This is a genomic window from Ruegeria sp. BF8 (genome assembly GCF_056538625.1).
This window is the reverse complement of the sequence record NZ_JBQFTL010000003.1, coordinates 28,278-44,782: the sequence shown is the minus strand read 5'-3', so window position 1 is coordinate 44,782 and position 16,505 is coordinate 28,278. Positions and strand designations below refer to the sequence as shown.

General features: G+C 62.3%; 12 protein-coding genes and 1 tRNA gene. 11 read left to right on the top strand and 2 right to left on the bottom strand.

Going from position 1 to position 16,505, the window contains the following annotated elements:
* The first annotated feature begins 6 nt into the window (after positions 1 to 6).
* The 7 genes from ACR0LD_RS10785 to ACR0LD_RS10755 all read left to right on the top strand — a co-directional run bounded on the left by ACR0LD_RS10785 (position 7) and on the right by ACR0LD_RS10755 (position 7,530).
* The gene (locus ACR0LD_RS10785; protein ID WP_093963851.1) at positions 7 to 501 is read left to right on the top strand and encodes a (2Fe-2S)-binding protein; all 495 of its coding nucleotides are present in this window, start codon (positions 7 to 9) and stop codon (positions 499 to 501) included.
* Positions 498 to 2,915 carry an aerobic carbon-monoxide dehydrogenase large subunit gene (locus ACR0LD_RS10780; RefSeq protein ID WP_170438855.1) on the top strand — a complete coding sequence of 806 codons (2,418 nt, stop codon included), beginning with the start codon at positions 498 to 500 and terminating at the stop codon, positions 2,913 to 2,915. The genes ACR0LD_RS10785 and ACR0LD_RS10780 overlap by 4 nt, the downstream gene beginning before the upstream one ends.
* A 168-nt stretch (positions 2,916 to 3,083) precedes the next feature.
* On the top strand, positions 3,084 to 3,884 hold the full coding sequence (locus tag ACR0LD_RS10775; protein WP_480637402.1) for an AAA family ATPase: 801 nt from the start codon (positions 3,084 to 3,086) through the stop codon (positions 3,882 to 3,884).
* Positions 3,884 to 5,074: a vWA domain-containing protein gene (locus tag ACR0LD_RS10770; RefSeq protein WP_170365945.1), complete on the top strand. Its 1,191-nt coding sequence runs from the start codon at positions 3,884 to 3,886 to the stop codon at positions 5,072 to 5,074. Before ACR0LD_RS10775 ends, ACR0LD_RS10770 begins: the two co-directional genes overlap by 1 nt.
* Before the next feature lie 12 nt (positions 5,075 to 5,086).
* A complete protein-coding gene (locus tag ACR0LD_RS10765) occupies positions 5,087 to 5,899 on the top strand; it encodes an XdhC family protein (RefSeq protein WP_480636903.1) in 813 nt (270 codons plus the stop codon).
* Between the two features lie 106 nt (positions 5,900 to 6,005).
* A complete protein-coding gene (locus ACR0LD_RS10760; protein ID WP_480636901.1) occupies positions 6,006 to 6,458 on the top strand; it encodes an SRPBCC family protein in 453 nt (150 codons plus the stop codon).
* A 91-nt stretch (positions 6,459 to 6,549) separates the two neighbouring features.
* Positions 6,550 to 7,530, top strand: a complete 981-nt coding sequence (locus ACR0LD_RS10755; protein ID WP_170443790.1) for a hypothetical protein — start codon at positions 6,550 to 6,552, stop codon at positions 7,528 to 7,530.
* A gap of 56 nt (positions 7,531 to 7,586) precedes the next feature.
* Here the strand turns inward: ACR0LD_RS10755 and ACR0LD_RS10750 are convergent.
* Positions 7,587 to 7,673: transfer RNA gene (locus tag ACR0LD_RS10750), tRNA-Leu, on the bottom strand.
* A gap of 211 nt (positions 7,674 to 7,884) precedes the next feature.
* Between ACR0LD_RS10750 and ACR0LD_RS10745 the strand changes: the two genes are divergently transcribed.
* Entirely contained in the window at positions 7,885 to 8,868 is a 984-nt protein-coding gene (locus tag ACR0LD_RS10745; RefSeq protein WP_480636899.1) for a complex I NDUFA9 subunit family protein, read from the top strand.
* On the opposite strand, the gene ACR0LD_RS10740 is transcribed toward ACR0LD_RS10745, so the two are convergent.
* Positions 8,869 to 9,672 carry an undecaprenyl-diphosphate phosphatase gene (locus ACR0LD_RS10740; protein ID WP_170419686.1) on the bottom strand — a complete coding sequence of 268 codons (804 nt, stop codon included), beginning with the start codon at positions 9,670 to 9,672 and terminating at the stop codon, positions 8,869 to 8,871.
* A gap of 228 nt (positions 9,673 to 9,900) precedes the next feature.
* Between ACR0LD_RS10740 and ACR0LD_RS10735 the strand changes: the two genes are divergently transcribed.
* The 3 genes from ACR0LD_RS10735 to gltB are packed head-to-tail and all read left to right on the top strand — an operon-like array spanning position 9,901 to position 16,329.
* Entirely contained in the window at positions 9,901 to 11,334 is a 1,434-nt protein-coding gene (locus ACR0LD_RS10735) for an NAD(P)-dependent oxidoreductase (protein WP_480636897.1), read from the top strand.
* 28 nt (positions 11,335 to 11,362) lie between these two features.
* Positions 11,363 to 11,800 (top strand): GFA family protein, encoded by a 438-nt coding sequence (locus tag ACR0LD_RS10730; protein ID WP_480636895.1) that lies wholly within the window; start codon positions 11,363 to 11,365, stop codon positions 11,798 to 11,800.
* On the top strand, positions 11,797 to 16,329 hold the full coding sequence (gltB, locus tag ACR0LD_RS10725; RefSeq protein ID WP_480636893.1) for a glutamate synthase large subunit: 4,533 nt from the start codon (positions 11,797 to 11,799) through the stop codon (positions 16,327 to 16,329). Before ACR0LD_RS10730 ends, gltB begins: the two co-directional genes overlap by 4 nt.
* The last annotated feature ends 176 nt before the right edge of the window (positions 16,330 to 16,505 follow it).

Here is a 16,505-nt window from a genome sequence, read left to right as displayed (position 1 = left end):
ACACAGATGTCGAAGATGCATGTCAAACTCACCGTGAACGGCAAGCAGGTCGAGGGCCTGGCCGAGCCGCGCACGTTGCTGATCCACTTCCTGCGGGAGGATCTGAAAATCACCGGCCCGCATATCGGTTGCGAAACCAGCCACTGCGGAGCCTGCACCGTGGATATTGATGGCAAATCCGTCAAATCCTGCACGACCTTCGTGGCGCAGGTGAACGGGGCCGATATCACGACCGTCGAAGGGCTGACCAATGACGACGGCAGCCTTGGTGTGTTGCAGGAAATGTTCCGCGAGCATCACGGGCTGCAGTGCGGTTTCTGCACGCCGGGTATGATCACCCGCGCGCATCGCCTGCTGCAGGAAAATCCCAACCCGACCGAAGAAGAAATCCGCTTTGGCATGGCCGGCAATCTCTGCCGCTGCACCGGGTACCAGAACATCGTCAAGGCGATCTCGGCCTCGGCTGACATGCTGAACGCGCAGAAGGAGGCCGCGGAATGAACGACCAGACCATGACCCCCGAAGAACGCGCCGCCAACCTCAAGGGGATGGGAAGCTCGCGCAAACGCGTCGAGGACGTGCGCTTTACCCAAGGCAAGGGCAACTACGTCGATGACATCAAGCTGGACGGAATGCTGTTCGGCGCCTTTGTCCGTTCACCCTATGCCCATGCCCGCGTTGTCAGCGTCAACAAAGAGGCCGCTCTGGCCGTGCCCGGTGTCGTGGCCGTTCTGACGGCCGAGGACTTGGCGCCGCTGGGTCTGCACTGGATGCCCACGCTTGCCGGCGACAAGCAGATGGTGCTGGCCGACGGCAAGGTCCTGTTTCAGGGCCAGGAGGTGGCCTATGTGGTTGCTGAAGACCGCTATGTCGCCGCAGATGCCGTCGAACTGGTCGAAGTCGAATACGAGGAACTGCCGGTTCTGACTGACCCGTTCGAGGCGCTGAAATCTGACGTGGTGCTGCGTGAAGATCTGGAAGGTCAGACCGAAGGCGCCCACGGGCCGCGCAAGCATCACAACCACATCTTCACCTGGGAACAGGGCGACAAGGACGCGACCGAAGCCGTTCTGGCCGAAGCCGATGTGGTGGCCGAGGAGATGGTCTATTACCACCGGACACACCCCTGCCCGCTTGAGACCTGCGGCTGCGTGGCCAGCATGGACAAGGTGACCGGCAAGCTGACGCTGTACGGCACCTTCCAGGCGCCGCATGCGATCCGCACCGTCGTGTCCCTGATTTCGGGCCTGGCCGAGCACAATATCCGGGTGATCAGCCCCGATATCGGCGGCGGTTTCGGCAACAAGGTGGGCGCTTATGCGGGTTATGTCTGTTCGGTCGTGGCCTCGATCGTCACCGGTCAGCCGGTGAAATGGGTCGAGAACCGGATGGAAAACCTGATGTCCACCGCCTTTGCCCGCGACTACTGGATGCAGGGCAAGATCGCCGCCACCAAAGACGGCAAGATCACGGGCCTGTGGTGTCATACAACCGCGGACCACGGTGGGTTCGACGCCTGCGCCGACCCGACCAAGTTCCCGGCCGGGTTCATGAACATCTGCACCGGGTCCTACGACATCCCGACCGCCTATCTGGCCGTGGACGGCGTCTACACCAATAAGGCTCCGGGGGGTGTGGCCTATCGCTGTTCCTTCCGCGTGACCGAGGCCGCCTATTTCATCGAGCGGATGATCGAGGTTCTGGCCATCAAGTTGAACATGGACGCGGCCGAGCTGCGCCGGATCAATTTCATCAAGGCCGACCAGTTCCCCTATCAGTCCGCGCTGGGATGGGAATATGACTCGGGCGATTACCACACCGCCTGGGACAAGGCGCTGGCTGCGGTTGGATACGAGGATCTGCGTGCCGAACAGGCACAGCGGGTCGAGGACTTCAAGGCCGGCAAGACGCGCAAGCTTCTGGGGATTGGTCTGACGCATTTTACCGAAATCGTCGGGGCAGGGCCTGTGAAGAACTGCGATATTCTGGGCTTGGGGATGTTCGACAGCTGCGAAATCCGCATCCACCCGACCGGGTCAGCCATCGCGCGGCTGGGGACGATCTCACAGGGCCAGGGTCACGCCACGACCTTTGCCCAGATCATCGCCAGCGAGATCGGTCTTCCAGCCGACGACATCACGCTGGAGGAAGGAGACACCGACACCGCGCCCTATGGTTTGGGCACGTATGGTTCTCGGTCCACGCCGGTTGCGGGGGCTGCAACGGCCATGGCTGCACGCAAGATCCGCGCCAAGGCGCAGATGATCGCGGCCTACCTGCTTGAGGTTCACGACGACGATGTCGAATGGGACGTGGACCGGTTCGCGGTCAAAGGCGCGCCCGAGCGGTTCAAGACGATGAAAGAGATCGCCTTTGCCGCCTACAACCAGGCCATCCCGGGGTTGGAGCCGGGTCTGGAGGCCGTCAGCTACTATGACCCGCCCAACATGACCTATCCGTTCGGCGCCTATATCTGTGTCATGGAGATCGATGTCGATACCGGCGAATGGGAAGTCCGGCAGTTCTATGCGCTGGACGATTGCGGAACCCGGATCAACCCCATGATCATCGAAGGTCAGGTTCACGGCGGTGTGACCGAGGCGCTGGCCATCGCGATGGGTCAAGAGATTGCCTATGATGAGATGGGCAACGTCAAGACCGGCACGCTGATGGACTTCTTCCTGCCAACCGCGTGGGAAACGCCCAACTACACGACCGATCACACGGTGACCCCCTCGCCGCATCATCCGATCGGCGCGAAGGGTGTCGGCGAAAGCCCGAATGTGGGTGGTGTGCCGGCGTTCTCGAATGCGGTGCATGATGCGTTCCGACCGTTTGGCCTGGTTCAGAGCCACATGCCGCATGACCATTGGCGGATCTGGAAGATCGCCAACGGTTTGGGGATGCACGGGTAGTCGGTTTCGGACCGGCGAGGCCCGGTCCGACCGAACGGAGGGGGCGCTGACCCCCTCCAACCCCCTCGGGATATTTTGGTCAAACGAAGATTGGACCCTGGTGTGACACTGAGTGACGTTCAGAACGGTTTGGCCCAGCAGGGCTATGTTGCCGACGACCGGTTGGCGATGGCTTTGCATTTGGCCCAGACTCTGGTACGACCGCTGCTGCTGGAGGGTCCGGCCGGTGTCGGTAAGACCGAAGTGGCCAAGGCGTTGGCGGCGTGGCGCGACACCCGTTTGATCCGCTTGCAGTGTTACGAAGGATTGGACGCCAGTCACGCGATCTATGAGTGGAACTACCAGCGGCAGCTGCTGGCCATCCGTGCCTCCGAGGCGCGCGGCGGAACCAGCGAGGCCCAGCTGTTTTCCGACGACTATCTGCTGAAGCGGCCGTTGCTGGAGGCGATCAGCGCCGATGATCCGCCCGTTCTGCTGATCGATGAGATTGACCGGGCCGATGAAGAATTTGAGGCCTACCTGCTTGAAATCCTGTCGGACTTTCAGATCACGATCCCGGAACTGGGGACGATTTCCGCCAAAACGCGACCCATCGTCATTCTGACCGCGAACGGTACGCGCGATCTCTCGGATGCGCTGCGGCGGCGGTGTCTGTACAGCTTTTTGAACTATCCGTCCGGCGAGACCGAAATGGCCATCCTGCGGGCACGGATGCCCGAAGTCGAAGGGCTGTTGGCGCGCCAGATCATCGGAGTGGTTCAGAACCTGCGCAAGGAAGATCTGGAAAAGACACCCGGCATTGCCGAAATGCTCGACTGGGCCGCGGCCCTCTCGGGTCTTGGCGTCAACGATCTGTCCCAATCACCCGAGGCCGTACAGGCCACTCTGGTCTGTCTGCTGAAGACCGCTGCGGACTATGATGCCGTTCCACCCGAGGTGATGGATCGCCTGATCGGAAAGGTCGCGTGATGCAGGTAACACGGTTTCCATCGCGAGCGCACGGATTGGCCGACCGTATGGCGGGATTCGTGGCGCATCTGCGCGGGAACGGTTTGCGGGTCGGACCGCGTGAGACCGGAGATGCGCTGGCCGCACTGGCCTCGGTCGAGGCCACCGATGTCGGACAGGCGCGGGATGCCTTGTGTGCCCTGATGTCCGGGGATGCCGAGGATTGGCGGCGCTTTGACGATTTGTTCGATGCCTATTGGTTCAACGCGGGCAAGCAGCGGAACGGTGTCGCACAGAACACCCATGTCAAGGTCCAGTCGGCCAAGCCGATGATCTGGCAGACCGAAGATCGCGGAGATTCCGCTGACGATTCCCCCGATGCGCAGGATGCCAGCACCCCGGATTCCGGGGATGGACAGGCCGAAGGAACGGACGGGAAGCTGATCGCAACCCGGACCGACAACCTGTCACGCCGCGATCTGCGCGAGTTGATGGATGAGCAATCCCTGCGCCGGGCCGAAGCCGCGGCGCTTGCCCTGGCGCGGGCGATCCGGGATCGACGTTCGCGCAGGCGCAAACAGGCGCGGCGGGGTCCGGCGCTGGACATGCGTCGCATCCAGCGGGCGAGCCTTGCGCGCGGAGGCGAGCCTTTGGAGCTGTTTCGCCGTGCCCGACCGCCACGCCCGATGCGGATCGTCGCGCTGTGCGATGTCAGCGGGTCCATGACCGTCTATTCGCGTGTATTTCTGGCCTTTCTCAAGGGCCTTGTGGCCAGCGGAACGGATGCGGATGCCTATCTGTTTCACACGCGGTTGATGCGGGTCACCGATGCATTGCGGGACCACGACAGCTTGCGCGCCGCTGGGCGGTTGTCGCTGATGGCCGAAGGTTTTGGCGGCGGCACGGACATCTCCGGCAGTCTCGAAAGGTTTCTGGATGGATATGGTGCGCGGGCGCTGAATGGGCGCACCATCGTGCTGATCCTTTCGGATGGCTATTGCAGTTCTGACCCGCAGGCGCTGGGCGCGGCTTTGGCGAGGATCCGGCGCAAGGCGCGCCGGATCGTCTGGCTGAACCCCCTGAAAGGTTGGGAGAATTATCAGCCCGTTGCCGCCGCCATGCAGGCCGCCTTGCCCCATCTTGATGCGCACCTTCCGGCAAACACGCTCGACGCGCTGGCCGCGTTGGAGCCCGAGTTTCAAAAGTTGTGAGAGGAACCGATCATGCCTGGTTTCGACATTTTCGACACGATTGACCAGTTGCGCAGCAGCGGTGAGGCGTTCTGCGTCGCAACGGTGGTGCGGACGGCAGATGCGACCTCGGCCAAGGCGGGCGCCAAGGCGGCGATCACCCGGGACGGGCGCATCCTCGGCCATCTGGGCGGAGCCTGTGTCCAGCGTGCGGTGCGCGCCTCGGCACAGGAAGCGCTGGCCAGCGGTGCGTCGCGGATGATCCGCGTGAAACCCTCGGACAAGGTGGTGGCAATGACCGATCCGGATGGCGTTCAGACCTTCAAGAGTGGCTGCCCATCCGGCGGTACGGTCGACCTGCTTGTCGAACCCTATCAACACGCGCCGCGCCTGGTGATCTTTGGCGATACCCCGATTGCCCATGCGTTGGCGGCTCATGCGGCCTTGGCCGGGTTGCGCGTGTTCGTTTCGTTTGAGATCAGCGACGAGGTTGCGCAATCATGTTTCGACCCAGACGACGTGGATGCGTTGGGGGTTGAGCCCCGCGATTTTGTGGTCGTCGCCTCGCAAGGCCAGAACGACAGGGCCGCGTTGGCCTCGGCGCTGGGTATGCCGGCAAGGCGGGTGTCGATGGTGGCCAGCCAGCGCAAGGCGAAGGTTCTGACGGACAGGTTGGTATCGCAGGGCATGGACACCGAGAAGGTTGCGCGCCTGAAGTCGCCTGCCGGGCTGGATATCGGGGCCATTGATCCGCATGAAATCGCCTTGTCGATCCTGGCCGAGATCGTGCGCTGGCGAAATGCGGACACCGCCGAGGAGACAACTCATGATGAAAAACTTGCGTAGCTGGGTGGCGCGGCTATGGCCGCCCCGACCCGCTCAAACCCCCGAGGATGCCGCGGAACAGGCGCTGCGCGTCTTTCCCAGATGTTGCTGAGCAGAGGAATACCCAATGGAACTGACTGACGAAATTCGCATCGCGGCCCCCCGGGACGCGGTTTATCGCGCGCTGAACGATCCCAAGGTTCTGCGTGAATGCATCCCCGGCTGCGAAGAGCTGACCCAGACCGCCCCCAACGAGCTTGAGGCCAAGGTGGTTCTGAAAATCGGTCCGGTGAAGGCGCGGTTCGCTGGCGAGGTGACGCTGGACCAGACCAACGCCCCCGACGGGTTTTCGCTGGTGGGCGAGGGCAAGGGCGGAGCCGCGGGCTTTGCCAAGGGTGGTGCGGACGTGACGCTGACCGAGGATGGTGATGAGACCGTTCTGACCTATACCGCCAAAGTTGATGTCGGGGGCAAGATTGCCCAGTTGGGCAGTCGTCTGATTGCCGGAACGGCCAAGAAGCTCTCGGGCAAGTTCTTCACCCGGTTCGGCGAGGTCGTATCCGCGCAAACCGCTGCCTGAGGCAGGCGCCCGGCGCCGTTCCGGTTGACGAATTGCGTGAGGGGGGTATGCACCTGCATAGCGTTTGGCGCTGATGCAGCAGGAGACAGTGGTGCCCCCCACCTCGAAAATTGCCGAACTTGAGAATTGGCTGGTGATGAAGCCCGCTGACCTCAAGTCGATTCGTCAGCTGGTCACACGGCTGGAACATGCGCCCAAGGCTCCGGGTTCGGCCGGGCGTTTTTCTGCGGCACAAGCGGACATCGTTACCTCGCTGGGCGCCGATTGGCAGGCGGATCTATTTGAGCCCGAGCACATGGTCAAACAGTACCGCGCATGGTTGGCTGCATTGCGAAGCCGCGGAGTTTCGCAAGCGGTGCCGATCGGGCAGGTCTTTTCCGGGCGCGTCCTCAAGGTACGCGGGCAGAACGCGTATTGCGGCGTTTTTCTGGACTTCTTCAAAGAGACCGGCGCTATCCCGGCTCTTTGCAATGACTGCTACAAGGTACAGATTTTGCCGCATGACCTGCGTGCGATGTTCCAGACCTATGCCCTGTTGCTTAAGCTGGATCTACCCAATGACAACGCCCGCAAATGCATGATCGAGCTGCGCGACGGGATCAAATTTCCGTACAAAGCCTATATCTATTGCGACACCGTTGATGACGTGCGCGCCTGCCTGCAGGCGTTCCGCGATCTTCAGGCCAAGCATGGCATTGAAGGAATCAGCAGCAAGATCTCGCACGGATGTTCGGAATACGGGCAGAAGTATCAAGCATTCAAATTTCCGGAAACCGATGACGCGCCCGAGTTCGTTCCCGATCCGCAATGGCCCGCTATCGAAAAGGCCTATTTTAGGTCGATCAAGCTTCCGGCACAGGCCCGGGACAGCAATACCCGTGAGCATGTGAGCCTGCGCGATGTCTTCGCCTTCTGCACATGGGTCAAATACGCCGACCTGATCGGCGACCCGACCAGCGAGGCCTACGCGGCGCTGCGCGGACCGGACCTTCCCCAGCAATTCATCAAGCGGGTGCGGTCTCAGGCAAAGATCCGTCGCCGCGAGATGGAGGAATTGCAGAAGACGGAATGAGAGCCAACCACCCGTTCGAGGGTGGTTTACGCGGTCGTCAAATCTTTTCGGGGATATGGTGCCCAGGAGAGGACTCGAACCTCCACGTCCATACGGACACTAGCACCTGAAGCTAGCGCGTCTACCAATTCCGCCACCTGGGCAGGTGTCGTGGAGGGGCGTTTAAGCCTACTCGCCGAGGGCGTCAACAGGATTCGAACGGATTATCGAAAGTTTTTTTTCGGTCACCTTCTCGCGGCGCGATCCCGTCGGTTCCGGCAGTGTTTTTTGCCTTATGCGCGGCGTTATTGCGCCTTGTTTGCCGGGCTTTGGAGCGGTAGATCGGAACAAGACCTACACAGCAGGAGCCCAACCATGTCCAAACTGGTCACGATTTACGGTGGATCGGGATTCGTCGGCCGCTATATCGCGCGACGCATGGCGAACGAAGGGTGGCGTGTACGGGTGGCGGTCCGCCGTCCGAACGAGGCAATCTTCGTCAAGACCTATGGCGTCGTGGGCCAGGTCGAGCCCATTCTGTGCAATATCCGCGACGATGCCTCGGTGGCCAGTGCGATGCATGGCGCCGATGCGGTCGTCAACTGCGTGGGCGTTCTGAACGAACTGGGCAAGAATGGATTTGGCGCCGTGCAAGCCGAAGGCGCGGGCCGCATCGCCCGTCTGGCGGCCGAGCAAGGCATTTCCCGTATGGTCCACATTTCGGCCATCGGTGCTGACGCGAATTCCGACAGCGAATACGCCTGCACCAAGGCCGCAGGTGAGGCTGCTGTGCTGACCCATATGCCCGGTGCCGTGATCCTGAGGCCCTCGGTGATCTTCGGGACCGAAGATCAGTTCTTCAACCGTTTCGCCGGCATGACCCGCATCTCGCCCTTCCTTCCGATCTTTGGTGCCGACACCCGGTTCCAGCCGGTGTTTGTGGATGATGTGGCGCAGGCCGCAGTCAAGGGCGTGTTGGGTCAGGCCGCACCGGGCGTCTACGAATTGGGTGGGCCCGAGGCCAAGACCTTCCGCGAGCTGATGCAGCAGATGCTCGAGGTGATCCACCGCCGCCGCATCATCATCGGTCTGCCGTTCTGGGTTGGGCGGATCATGGCCGGGGTTCTGGACATGCTGAAATTCATCAGCTTCCAGCTGTTTCCGAACAACATTCTGACCCGCGACCAGTTGAAGAACCTGCGCCGTGACAATGTGGTGTCCGAAGGAGCGAAGGGTTTTGCCGATCTGGGGATCGAGCCTGCTTCGCTGGAATCGGTTCTGCCGGAATACCTGTGGAAATTCCGCCCGTCGGGTCAGTACGACGACATCCAGAACTCGGCCCGGAACCTGCGCATCTGATCAGCTGTAGGCGACAATCAGCAGGATCGTACCCAGGATCACGCGATAGATCACATATGGCGTGAAGCTGACGCTACGCAGCAGACGCATCATCAGGTTCAGCGCCAACAGGGCCGAAACAAAGGCGAACACGGCTGCAATGGCGCTGTCCTTGGCCAGCTGAGCGTTGGCCTGCCCGATCACGTCCAGCGACAGCAGCGCGCCCGAGGCGATGATTGTAGGGATCGACATCAGCATCGCGATGCGCGCGCCGTCCTCGCGGGTATACCCCAAGTACCGCGCGCCGGTGATGCAGATCCCCGACCGCGAGGTGCCGGGAATCAGCGCCAGGGCCTGCCACAGACCCAAAATAACCGCGTCACGCAGCCCCCAGTCGCCGGCCTCTTTGGTCTGGGGGCCTTTTTGGTCCATCCAATACAGCAGCAGTCCGAAGCCCAACATCGTCCACCCGATCACCGCCACGGACCGCATCGCACTGCTGAGGCCGGTCAGGTGCAGGATGGCACCAACGATAACGGTCGGGATGGTGGCTACGATCAAGGCCAGGGCCAGTCGGGACTGTGGGGTGTCGATGCGCCCGCGCAAAGCACGTGGCAGGCCCGCAAGGGCCAGTTTCACGTCGCTCCAGAAATACAGAACCACCGCGCCCAATGTGCCCACATGCACCGCGACGTCGATGGCCAGGCCCTGGTCTTCCATTCCGGTGAGGCTTGGCAGCAGGATCAGGTGGCCTGATGACGAAATCGGCAGAAACTCTGTGATCCCCTGGATGATCGCCACCAGAATCAGCTGAAAAAGACTCATCTGCCCGCCCGTGTTTGCGCCCGTGTTCTTTGCATTCAAGGCGTATAAGCGCGATCAGCAAAAGGAAAGTCAGGATTTAGGTCCGAAGTGGTCCTAAAAATGAACAGAAAGTCGCCCAAAGAGATCGATCTTTCCGATTTTTTCCAATTTAGGTCAGCACAATTGACTTTTCATCCGAATTGGCTTCGCATAAAGAAATCCGACCAAGCCAATTCATGGAGTCTGACCGTGGCCAAGCAACCGATGCTGAAATTTGTGCAGATCGATCGTGACATGCCTGAAAAGCGCGCCGCAACCGATCGCAGAGCGGACTTTCATGAAATCTATGCCGAATACGCCGCCGAAAAAGCCGCCGAGCAGGCCAGCCGTTGCAGCCAATGCGGTGTGCCGTATTGTCAGTCGCACTGCCCGCTGCACAACAACATCCCGGACTGGCTGCGCCTGACCGCCACCGGACGGCTTGAAGAAGCCTATCAGACCAGCCAGGCCACCAATACCTTCCCCGAGATCTGCGGACGTATATGCCCGCAGGACCGACTGTGCGAAGGCAACTGCGTGATCGAGCAGTCGGGCCATGGCACTGTCACCATCGGTGCGGTCGAGAAATACATCACCGACACCGCGTGGGAGGAAGGCTGGGTCAAACCTGTCGCTCCAACCGCCGAACGCCCCGAAAGCGTCGGCATCATCGGGGGCGGACCCGGTGGTCTGGCGGCGGCGGACATGCTGCGCCGGGCCGGGATCCAGGTCACGGTCTATGACCGCTATGACCGCGCGGGCGGCCTGCTGATGTACGGCATTCCGGGCTTCAAGCTGGAAAAGGACGTGGTTCAACGCCGCAACGACCTGCTAGCCGAGGGCGGCGTCACTTTTGAACTGAACTGTGACGTCGACGCTGCCAAGTTCGCCGATATCCGCGCCAAACATGACGCCGTGATCATTGCGACGGGCGTCTACAAGTCGCGGGATCTGTCCATGCCCGGCAGTGGCCTGCCCGGTATCGAAAAGGCGATCGATTTCCTGACTGCCTCGAACCGCAAAAGCTTTGGTGACGCGGTTCCCGAGTTCGACGATGGCCGCCTGAACGCCAAGGACAAGAAGGTGGTCGTGATCGGTGGCGGTGATACTGCGATGGATTGCGTCCGAACCTCGATCCGCCATGGCGCTACCTCGGTCAAATGCCTGTATCGCCGCGACCGGGCGAACATGCCTGGCTCGCAGCGCGAAACCCAGAACGCCGAAGAAGAGGGCGTGATCTTCGAATGGCTCAGCGCGCCCAAGGGGTTTGTTGGCGACGAGCGGGTCACCGGCGTGATGGTGCAGAAGATGCGCCTGGGCCAACCCGACGCCACCGGCCGCCAGGCCCCCGAAGTGATCGAAGGCGCGGATTACGTCGAAGAAGCCGATCTGGTCATCAAGGCGCTGGGCTTCGAGCCCGAGGACCTGCCCACCCTGTTCGGCCAGCCCGACCTGCCGGTGACCCGCTGGGGCACCATCAAGGCCGCGTTCGAAACCGGCGAGACCGAGATGGACGGCGTCTATGCCATCGGTGACATCGTGCGCGGCGCCTCGCTGGTGGTCTGGGCGATCCGCGACGGCCGCGACTGCGCGCAAGCCATCATCGACCGGTTCAACGGCAAGGCTGCGCTTGCCGCAGAATAACCTACAGCCCAGCGACAGGAGGGACAGGATGCCCGAATTGCAAGGCCAATGCATGTGCGGTGCGGTCACCGTGACCGCGACCCCCGCCCGCGACGCGCTGGGCGCCTGCCATTGCGACATGTGCCGCCGCTGGACCAGCAGCGCGCTGGTCACCTTTCCGGCGCAGCCGGGCTATGCGGCGCTGGGGCCGGTCAAGACCTTCACCTCTTCGGACTGGGCCGAACGCGCCTTCTGCGAAGAATGCGGATCGGTCCTGTGGTACCGGATCACCCTGCCGGGCGAGATGCACGGCCAGACACAGATCGCGGCCGGCCTGTTCGACAACGCGGCTGGCAACACGCTGAAACTTGAACTCTACATCGACAAAAAGCCCGAGGGTTACGCGTTCGCAGGTGAACGCCGCCAGATGACCGAAGCCGAGGTCATGGCCATGTACGCCCCGTCGGAAGAAGGAGACAACCAATGACGAAATATGATGCCGATTGGGTCCGGGCCGAGGAAGCCAAGCGCAAGTGGATGGCCGAAAATGGCCTGTATTCCGAGCAGGAAGAGCATTCCTCGTGCGGGGTCGGCCTGGTGGTTTCGGTTGACGGCAAGAAAAGCCGCAAGGTGGTCGAGGCCGGGATCAATGCGCTCAAGGCGATCTGGCACCGCGGCGCGGTGGATGCCGACGGCAAGACCGGCGACGGCGCGGGCATCCATGTGCAGATCCCGGCCCCCTTTTTCTATGACCAGATCCGCCGCACCGGGCACGAGCCCAAGATGGACGAGCTGATCGCCGTGGGGCAGGTGTTCCTGCCGCGCACCGATTTCGGCGCGCAAGAGCGCTGCCGGACCATCGTGGAAACCGAAGTTCTGCGGATGGGTTACTACATCTATGGCTGGCGACACGTGCCGGTGGATGTCACCTGCTTGGGTGAAAAGGCCAACGCGACCCGGCCCGAGATCGAGCAGATCCTGATCTCGAATTCCAAGGGCGTTGACGAGGACACGTTCGAGCGCGAGCTGTACGTCATCCGCCGCCGGATCGAGAAAGCCGCCGCCGCCGCGGGGATTTCGGGTCTGTACCTGGCCTCGCTCAGCTGCCGGTCGATCATCTACAAGGGCATGATGCTGGCCGAGCAGGTCGCCGTGTTCTACCCCGATCTGATGGACGAGCGTTTCGAGTCGGCCTTTGCGATCTATCACCAGCGCTATTCCACCAACACCTTCCCGCAATGGTGGCTGGCGCAGCCGTTCCGCATGCTGGCCCACAACGGCGAGATCAACACGCTGAAGGGCAACATCAACTGGATGAAAAGCCACGAGATCCGCATGGCCTCGGCGACCTTTGGCGACTATGCCGAAGACATCAAGCCGATCATTGCGGGCGGATCGTCGGATTCGGCGGCGCTGGATTCGGTGTTCGAGGTTCTGGTGCGCGCGGGCCGCTCGGCCCCGATGGCCAAGACGATGCTGGTGCCGGAAAGCTGGTCGAAACAGGCGGTGGAACTGCCGCAGTCCTGGCGCGACATGTATTCCTACTGCAACTCGGTGATGGAGCCGTGGGACGGCCCCGCCGCGCTGGCCATGACCGATGGCCGCTGGGTCTGCGCCGGGCTGGATCGCAACGGCCTGCGCCCGATGCGCTATGTCGTCACCGGCGACGGTCTGGTGATCGCCGGGTCCGAGGCGGGTATGGTCCCGATCAACGAGGCCAGCGTTAAGGAAAAAGGTGCGCTGGGTCCGGGCCAGATGCTGGCCGTCGACATGAAGAAGGGCAAGCTGTACCGCGACAAGCAGATCAAGGACAAGCTGGCCGCGGCCCTGCCGTTCGGCGAATGGGTCAGCAAGATCAACGATCTGGACGAAAAGCTGGCGGAGGTCGCCGAAAAGCCGCTGTTCACCGGTGAGGAACTGCGCAAGCGCCAGATCGCGGCGGGCTACACGGTCGAGGAACTGGAGCAGATCCTCGCACCGATGGCCGAGGATGGCAAAGAGGCGATCGCCTCGATGGGCGACGACACGCCCTCGGCGGTTCTGTCCAAACAGTACCGGCCGCTCAGCCATTTCTTCCGCCAGAACTTCAGCCAGGTGACCAACCCGCCGATCGACAGCCTGCGCGAATACCGCGTGATGTCGCTGAAGACGCGGTTCGGCAACCTCAAGAACGTGCTGGATGAAGACAGCAGCCAGACCGAGATCGTGGTGCTGGAAAGCCCCTTTGTCGGCAACGCCCAGTGGGAAGAACTGGTGGCGAATTTCGATGCGCCGCTGGCCGAGATCGACTGCACCTTCGAACCCGGCAACGGCGCGCTGAGCGCCGCGCTGGCGCGCATCCGCGCCGAGGCGGAGGAGGCCGTGCGTTCGGGCGCGGGTCACCTGGTGCTGACCGACCAGTATTCCGGCCCCGGCAAAGTGGCGATGCCGATGATCCTGGCCACCAGCGCGGTGCATTCGCACTTGATCCGTCAGGGCCTGCGGACCTTCTGCTCGCTCAACGTGCGCTCGGCGGAATGCATCGACCCGCATTATTTCGCGGTGCTGATCGGCTGTGGCGCGACCGTGGTGAACGCCTATCTGGCCGAGGATTCGTTGGCCGACCGGATCGAACGCGGGTTGCTGGAAGGCAGCCTGACTGAAAACGTCGCGCGTTACCGCGAGGCGATCGACCAGGGCCTGCTGAAGATCATGGCCAAGATGGGCATCTCGGTGATCTCGTCCTATCGCGGCGGCCTGAATTTCGAAGCCGTGGGCCTGAGCCGCGCCATGGTGGCCGAATATTTCCCCGGCATGACCAGCCGGATTTCCGGCATCGGCGTCACCGGCATTCAGTCCAAGGCTGAAGGAATCCACGCCAAAGGCTGGGAGAGTGGCCTGGATGTTCTGCCTATCGGTGGCTTCTACAAGGCCCGCAAATCGGGTGAGACCCATGCGTGGGAAGCGACCTCGATGCACATGATGCAGATGGCCTGCAACCGCGCCTCGTACGAGCTGTGGAAGCAGTACTCGGCCAAGATGCAGGCCAACCCGCCGATCCATCTGCGCGATCTGATGGATTTCAAACCGCTGGGCAAGCCGATCCCGATCGAGGAGGTCGAGTCGATCACTTCGATCCGCAAGCGCTTTGTCACCCCGGGCATGTCGCTGGGTGCGCTCAGCCCCGAGGCGCACAAGACGCTGAACGTGGCGATGAACCGGATCGGTGCGAAATCCGACTCGGGTGAAGGTGGGGAAGATCCCGCTCACTTCGTGCCTGAGCCGAATGGCGACAACCCCTCGGCCAAGATCAAGCAGGTGGCCTCGGGCCGGTTCGGCGTGACCGCCGAATACCTCAACCAGTGCGAAGAGCTGGAAATCAAGGTGGCCCAGGGTGCCAAGCCCGGCGAGGGCGGCCAGCTGCCCGGCATGAAGGTCACCGATCTGATCGCGCGCCTGCGTCACTCGACCAAGGGCGTGACGCTGATCTCGCCGCCTCCGCACCACGACATCTACTCGATCGAGGATCTGGCGCAGCTGATCTATGACCTCAAGCAGATCAACCCGCGCGCCAAGGTGACGGTGAAACTGGTGGCGTCCTCGGGCGTGGGCACGATCGCCGCCGGGGTGGCCAAGGCCAAGGCCGACATCATCCTGATCTCGGGCCACAATGGCGGCACCGGGGCATCCCCCGCGACCAGCATCAAATATGCCGGCCTGCCGTGGGAAATGGGCCTGACCGAGGCGCATCAGGTTCTGGCGATGAACAACCTGCGCGACCGGGTAACCCTGCGGACCGATGGCGGCTTGCGCACCGGGCGCGACATCGTCATGGCGGCGATGATGGGGGCCGAGGAGTACGGCATCGGCACCGCCGCCCTGATCGCGATGGGTTGCATCATGGTGCGCCAGTGCCAGTCAAACACCTGCCCGGTGGGCGTATGTACGCAGGATGAATCCCTGCGCGCCAAGTTCACCGGCAATGCCGACAAGGTGGTGAACCTGATCACCTTCTACGCACAGGAAGTGCGCGAGATCCTGGCCAGCCTCGGCGCACGGTCGGTCGACGAAATCATCGGCCGGGCCGATCTGCTGGCGCAGGTCAGCCGCGGGTCGGCGCATCTGGACGATCTGGACCTGAATCCGCTGCTGATCACCGTCGATGGCGCGCAAAACATCGTCTATGACCGTGACAAGCCCCGCAACGCGGTGCCTGATACGCTGGACTCTGAAATCGTGCGCGACGCTGCGCGGTTCCTGAAGGATGGCGAGAAGATGCAGCTGTCTTATGCCGTGCAGAACACGCACCGGACGGTGGGCACCCGCGTGTCCAGCCACATCGTGCAGAACTTTGGCATGCGCAACACGTTCCAGCCGGACCACCTGCATGTGAAACTGCAAGGCTCGGCCGGCCAGTCGTTGGGCGCCTTCGCCGCGCCGGGGCTCAAACTGGAAGTGTCGGGTGACGCCAACGACTATGTCGGCAAGGGCCTGTCGGGCGGCACCATCGTCGTGCGCCCGCCGCAGGTCAGCCCGTTGCAGGCCGACCGGAATACGATCATCGGCAACACGGTCCTTTACGGCGCGACCGACGGGTACCTGTTCGCGGCTGGCCGTGCTGGGGAACGCTTTGCCGTGCGGAACTCGGGTGCCACCGTGGTGGTCGAGGGCTGCGGCTCGAACGGGTGTGAGTACATGACCGGCGGCGTTGCGGTGATTCTGGGTGACATCGGCGCGAACTTTGGCGCGGGGATGACGGGCGGCATGGCCTATCTGTACGACCCCGAAGGCAAGGCGCAGCTGCTGATGAACATGGAAACCCTGGTGACCTGCCCCGTAACGGTCGAGCATTGGGAGACCCAGCTGAAGTCGCTGATCGAGCGTCACGCCGCAGAAACCGGCAGCCGCAAGGCTGCCGACATCCTGCAGCACTGGGATGTCGAGCTGGCGAACTTCCTGCAGGTCTGTCCGAAAGAAATGCTGAACAAACTAAGCTACCCGCTGAGCCACGAGGCAGCGGCGGTTCCGGCCGAGTAAGACCGCCTGTGAAGCCCGCCCCGCGTGTTTGAAAAGACACGCGGGGTTTTCGTTTTGTGCCCTCCCGTTTCCGGATTTCTTGAAAAAACATTGCGTGTCGCTAGGCCTGTACACGGAAAGTTTGGAAATTTCGCCAATGCTTCCGCTTGCCGCCAATTTCGCCAGGGAGTCGTCGC